Annotated in this window: 5 protein-coding genes; all 5 read left to right on the top strand. The window is 68.8% G+C overall.

The genetic code is table 11. The features are described 5' to 3' along the window. Position 1: 1 nt before the first annotated feature. Positions 2 to 3,157: an efflux RND transporter permease subunit gene (locus VMR86_05530; protein HTO06502.1), complete on the top strand. Its 3,156-nt coding sequence runs from the start codon at positions 2 to 4 to the stop codon at positions 3,155 to 3,157. 90 nt (positions 3,158 to 3,247) lie between these two features. Continuing rightward, entirely contained in the window at positions 3,248 to 4,597 is a 1,350-nt protein-coding gene (locus VMR86_05535; GenBank protein HTO06503.1) for a hypothetical protein, read from the top strand. Further along, the gene (locus tag VMR86_05540; protein ID HTO06504.1) at positions 4,575 to 5,123 is read left to right on the top strand and encodes an FMN-binding protein; all 549 of its coding nucleotides are present in this window, start codon (positions 4,575 to 4,577) and stop codon (positions 5,121 to 5,123) included. Before VMR86_05535 ends, VMR86_05540 begins: the two co-directional genes overlap by 23 nt. Positions 5,124 to 5,127: 4 nt before the next feature. Then, on the top strand, positions 5,128 to 5,664 hold the full coding sequence (locus VMR86_05545) for a hypothetical protein (protein HTO06505.1): 537 nt from the start codon (positions 5,128 to 5,130) through the stop codon (positions 5,662 to 5,664). Beyond that, positions 5,661 to 6,143, top strand: a 483-nt coding sequence (locus VMR86_05550) for an FAD:protein FMN transferase (GenBank protein HTO06506.1), incomplete at its 3' end; no start/stop codon positions are given. The genes VMR86_05545 and VMR86_05550, both read left to right, overlap by 4 nt.

Below are 6,143 nucleotides of genomic sequence, written 5' to 3' on the forward strand. Positions count from 1 at the left end.
CATGACGTTCTCCGACATCGCGATCCAGCGGCCTGTCCTGACCTGGATGATGATGCTCGCGCTCGTGGTCGCGGGCGTGCTGGGAGTCACTCGGCTGGGCGTCGACCAGTATCCGCCCATGGAATTCCCGAACGTGATGGTGGTGGCCACGCTCGAGGGCGCGAACCCCGAGGCGATGGAGGAGGACGTGACCGACGTCCTCGAGGAGAACCTGAACACCATCGCCGGCGTGCGCGAGCTGCGCTCGACCTCGATCACGGGTATCTCGCAGATCGCCGTGGAGTTCCAGCTCGGCACCAACCTCGACCGCGCGATCCAGGACGTGCGCGACGAGGTGGGCAAGGCGCGGCGCAACCTGCCGCGCGAGGTCGAGCCGCCCACGATCAGCAAGCTCAACTTCTCGGACCAGGCGATCCTCTGGATCCCGTTCAGCTCGAACCGCTCGCCGGTCGAGACCTCGGAGTACGTGCGCCGGCACGTGAAGCCGCTGCTCGAGACGATCCCGGGTGTGGGCGGCATCCAGCTGTTCGGCCGGCGCGACCGCGCGATCCGCATCTGGGTCGACGGCGAGGCGCTGCGCTCCCGCGGGCTGGCGGCCACCGACATCATGAACGCGCTGCGCCGCGAGCACGTCGACATTCCCGGCGGGCTGGTCGAGGGCGAGCGCGTCGAGTGGACGGTGAAGACCGACGCCGAGTTCCACTCGGTCGACGCCATGGAGAAGATGGTGATCGCGCAGCGGCCCGACGCGCCGGTGCTCCTGCGCGACGTGGCGCGCGTGGAGGACGGCGAGGACGATGTGCGCGCGACCGCGCGCTTCCGCGGCATCCAGACCGTGGGCGTGGGGGTGCGCAAGCAGTCGGGCGGAAACACGGTCGCGATCTGCGACGAGGTGCAGCGCCGCTTGGATCAGCTCCGGCCGCTCCTGCCCGAAGGCATCACGATCGGCGACGGCCACGGCTTCATCGACTTCTCGCAGTCGATTCGCGAGTCGGTGTCCGAGACGGAATTCGCGCTGGTGTTCGGCGGGCTGCTCGCGGTGTTCACGGTGTTCGTCTTCCTGCGCCGCACGCGGCCCACGCTGATCGTGGCCACGGCCATCCCCGTGTCACTCATCACCACCTTCGCGCTGGTCTGGATCGCGGGCTACACGCTGAACACGATGACCCTGCTCGGCATGGCGCTGGCGATCGGCGTCGTGATCGACGACGCGATCATCGTGCTCGAGAACATCGAGCGGCACCGCGAGATGGGGAAGTCACCCATGGAGGCCGCGCGCGACGGCACGCGCCAGATCACCTTCGCCGCCACCGCGGCGACGCTTTCGGTCACGGCCGTGTTCCTGCCCGTGGTGTTCGTGCAGGGCATCATCGGCAACTTCTTGTCGGAGTTCGGGCTCACCGTCGCGGGCTCGGTGCTGATCTCGCTGTTCGTCGCGCTCACGCTGACTCCCATGCTGGCGGCGCGCGTGCCGCCGCCCAAGGAGCGCGCGCACGGCAGCATCTACCACTATCTCGAGCGCGCGTTCGAGAAGCTCGAGCAGGCTTACCGCGCCGGCCTGCGCTTCACCCTCTCGCACCAGTGGCCCACGCTGGGCTTCGCCGCGCTCTCCTTCGTCGCCATCGTGGTGATGTTCAGCCGGGTCGAGAAGGAGTTCTTCCCGCCCTCCGACCGCGGGATGTTCTTCTCCATGTTCGAGACACCGCCCGGCACGGCACTCGCCGCGACCGAGGCGATGCTCGACGTGAACGAGAAGTACGTGATGGCCCAGCCCGAGCTCGTGGGGCTGTTCGAGGCGGTGGGCCTCGGCGGTCCCGACGGTGTGCCGCGCGCGAACCGCGGGATCATGTTCGCGACGTTGAAGCCGCTGCGCGCTCGGCAGCGCCGCGTGCAGCAGATCATCGAGGACGCACGCGCCGTGCTCGAAGCCGTACCCGGGCAGAACATCAAGATCATGGACCCGTCGGTCATGCAGGCGGGCGGCGGCCAGGCGCAGTTCGAGGTCATGCTGCGCGGGAACCTTGCGCTCCAGGACCTGGACGAGGCCGCGGACAAGTTCATCGCACGGCTGCGCGCGAAGGGCGGCTTCGTCGGCATCGACAAGAGCTTGAAATTGGGCTTGCCCGAGGTGCGCGTGCTGCCCGATCGCGAGAAAGCCGCCGAGCTCGGCGTCGACGCGACCCAGCTCTCGCAAGTCGTGCAGCTCCTGATCGGCGGGCTCGAGGTCGGGCAATTCAAGGACGGCGGCCACCGCTTCGACATCCGCATGCGGCTCGACCGCCAGAACCGAGATACTCCAGACGCGATCGAGCAGCTCTACGTGCGCAGCATGGACGGCAAGCTCACCTCGCTGCGCAACCTGGTGAAGCTCGAGACGGGCGCCGCGCCCTCGGAAATCACACGCAGCAACCGGCAGCGCAGCGTCTCCGTCACTGCGAACCTCACCCCCGACAAGAAGCTCGGCACCGCGATCGAGGACGCGTTCGCGGTGGGCAAGGAGGTCCTGCCCGAGGACATCACGCTGGGACTGTCGGGCTCGGCGCAGTCACTCCAGGAGAGCGGCAAGCAGTTCCTGCTGGCCGTGGGCCTGGGTCTCCTGGTCATCTACATGGTGCTGGCCGCGCAGTTCGAGAGCCTGGTGCACCCGCTCACCGTCATGCTCGCCGTGCCGTTCGCGATGGTCGGGGCGCTGGGCGGCCTGCTCCTGACTCACAACACGATCAACCTGTTCAGCATGATCGGCATCCTGCTGTTGTTCGGGCTGGTGACCAAGAACTCGATCCTCCTGGTCGACTACGCCAACCAGCTGCGCGCCGAGGGCCTCGACAAGGTCACCGCCATGAGCCGCGCTGCGCCGATCCGCATGCGGCCGGTGCTGATGACCGGCGTGGCGATGATCTTCGGCGTGCTGCCCGCCGCGTTCGGCGTCGGCCCTGGCGCCGAGACACGCCAGCCGATGGCGGTCGCGACCGCGGTCGGGATGCTGTCGTCGGTGGTGTTCACGCTCCTGATCGTGCCGGTCTTCTACATCAAGCTCGACGACGGCATCGAGTGGCTGAAGCGCACGCTGCGCCGGCGCCCGTACGCCGCCGCCCCTCAGGCCCCGCGCGGCGCGTCGGAGCACACCCTGCCCCAGGCCGACAAGCCCGCCGCCTAGCCCAGGGGCGCGTTTGACCGCGCTTTCGCACTCCGGCTAGACTCCTTTTGATAACGATTATCAAAATCGGTTTCAGAGGGAGGGCCGTCGATGTCCGTCCGAGCCGTGGTGTGTTTGGGGTGGGGTTGCTGCGCGCTGTGGGCGCTCGCGGGCGCGCCGCCGGCCTGCGCCGACCCGCCGGCGCCCGCGCCCGCCGCGAGTGACCGCGACGTCGCGCGCGACGACGAGATCGCGGACCTGAAGCGCCAGCTCTCGACCGTGGTCGACGAGGTCGAGAAGCTGCGGGCCCAGGTGGCCGCGCCCGAGCAGGAGACCGAGCTCAAGGCGCAGAACGGCTTCGGTCCCGCGGCCGCCAAGGTCTACTCGATCGCCAAAGGCGTCTCGATCGGCGGCTACGTCGAGGGTCACTACGGCTTCAAGGACATGGGCGACGCGCGCGGCGACAACGAGGCGAACCTCGACCGCGAGGTCTTGTATCTCGGCTACAAGTTCAACGACTGGATCGCCTGGACCTCGGAGATCGAGTTCGAGAACGCGACCACCGAAGAGAACGGCTCGGTCACGGTCGAGTTCTCGACGCTGGACTTCATGTTCAAGCCCGAGATCAACGCGCGCGTCGGCGTGCTGCTCTTGCCGATGGGCATCCTGAACGAGGTGCACGAGCCGCCCTTCTACTACTCGACCTTCAAGCCGCAGGTCGAGACCGCGATCATTCCCACCACCTGGTCGGACTACGGAGCCGGCGTGTACGGCCGCATCGGCGAACAGCTCAGCTACCGCGTGTATCTCGTCGACGGCCTGAACGCGCAGGGCTTCGAGAGCGGCGGCATTCGCGAGGGCCGGCAGGCCGCGAGCGAGGCGCTCGCGAACGATCTCGCGTTCGTGGGCCGGCTCGAGTGGGAGCCGCTCGCGGGCCTGTCACTCGGCACCTCGTACTATCAGGGCAACTCGGGTCAGAACCAGAAGATCGACGTGCTGGGCAGCGAGCAGAAGCTGCCCAAGGCACCGGTCTCGATCTGGGAGCTGCATTCGATCTACCGCTGGCAGGGGCTGACCCTGCGCGCGCTGTACGCGCAGTCGCACATCGGCAACGCGGGTGAGTTGTCGAGCCTGTTCAGCGCCGCGGACCACGACGAGCCGGTGATCTCGAGCCGCATGTTGGGCGGCTACGGCGAGGTCGCGTATGATGTCATGCCGCTGCTGTCGCCCGGCTCGGAGATGTCTCTCGAGCCGTTCTTCCGCTGGGAGTATCTCGACACACAGAACAACGTCCCGTCCGGCTTCGTCGCGGATCGCCAGTGGAAGCAGCGCGTGTACGTGCCCGGCATTCAGTTCAAGCCGATCCCGAACGTCGTGCTGAAGCTCGACTATCGCAACGTCGACGACTTTGCCGGGAAGGTGGGGGATCAGGTCGACCTTGGCTTCGGGCTGGTGTTCTAGCCTCGCGCTCTGTCTCGTGCTCGCGGCGGGCCCGGCGCGTGCGACCGTCTACGCGACGCAGGACGCGGCGCTGCACGACGCCTTCCCCGACGCCGACGCGATCGAGGCCAAGAGCTACGTGCTCGACGACGCGCAGGTCGAGCGCGTGCGCCAGCTTGCCGAGACCGAGGTCGACCGCAAGCTGTGGACGATCCACACCGCGCGGCGCGCGGGGCAGACGCTGGGCTACGCGCTGCTCGACCTGCGCACCGTGCGCACGCTGCCCGAGGCGCTGCTGGTCGTGCTGACTCCCGAGGGCACGGTGCGTTCGCTGCGCATCCTGGCCTTCCACGAGCCGGCCGAGTTCCAGCCGCCGCCGCGCTGGCTCGCGCTGTTCGAGGGCCGCAAGCTCGACGACGAGCTCAAGCTCAAGCGCGGCATCCAGCAGATCACGGGCGCCACGCTGTCGTCGCAGTCGGTGACTCGCGCGGTGCGCACGGCGCTCGCGCTGTACCAGGTGCTGATCCAGAAGCCCGCGGGGGGGTGAGTCGATGCGCTTCGTGGTCTCGGGCGAGATGAGCCGGAACCGCCTGTTGCAGGTGATCGTGCTGCTCTACTCGCTGTACGTCGCGCTGCTCTGGGTCACGAACGCCCTGCTCTACTTCTCCAAGATGTCGCTCACTCCGGCGTCGGTGGTGAGCTACTACCTGGGCTCGGAGCAGGCCTTCACCGAGCCGCGCAGCTATCTCGGCATGCTCGAGATCTCGCACTTCCACCTGTTCGCGATGGGCATGCTGCTCATGGTGCTCACGCACCTGGTGTTGTTCGTGCCGCTTGGCAACCGCACCAAGATTGCGCTCGTCGTGACTCCCTTCCTGTCGGCGCTGCTCGACGAGGGCTCGGGCTGGCTGGTGCGCTTCGTGTCTCCGGGCTTCGCCTGGGCGAAGATCGCCGGCTTCCTGGCGCTCCAGGGCAGTCTGGCGGCGCTGGTCGGGCTCGCGGTCTGGTCGGTGCTGTCGGGCACCTCCGACAACTACCGCAGCGGCGAGAACGGCGCGGAGCTCGACGACGACGAGGAGCTCGATTGAGGCGCGGCGCGCGCGCGGCCGCGCTCGCGGCGTGTCTCGCGTGCGCCCGGCCCGAGCCCCTGCCCGATGCGCGCGTGGTGTGTCCCGCCATGGTCTCCGACGGCCAGTACCGCATGGGCACGGTGCTCGAGATCAGCCTGTGCGCGCCGGACCGCGCCACGGGCGAGGCGCTGCTGCGCGAGAGCTTCGCCTCGGTGGCCGCGCTCGAGCACGCGAGCTCGACCTTCGACGCCGCGAGCGAGGTCTCGGCGCTGAACCGCGCCGCCGGCCGCGGTCCGCAGCGCGTGTCGCCGGCGCTCGCGCGACTCACTGCCGACTCGCTGGCCTTGACGCCCGCAACGCGCGGCACGTTCGACGTGACGGTCGGGCCGCTGATCGCGCTGTGGAAGGCGGCGGCCGAGGCGGGCCGGCTGCCCGGCGCGGCCGAGCTCGCGGCGGCGCGCGCGCGGGTGGGCGCGGAGCGCGTGGCGGTCGATGCC

This window comes from Myxococcota bacterium (assembly GCA_035498015.1).
Lineage (GTDB): Bacteria > Myxococcota_A > UBA9160 > SZUA-336 > SZUA-336 > VGRW01.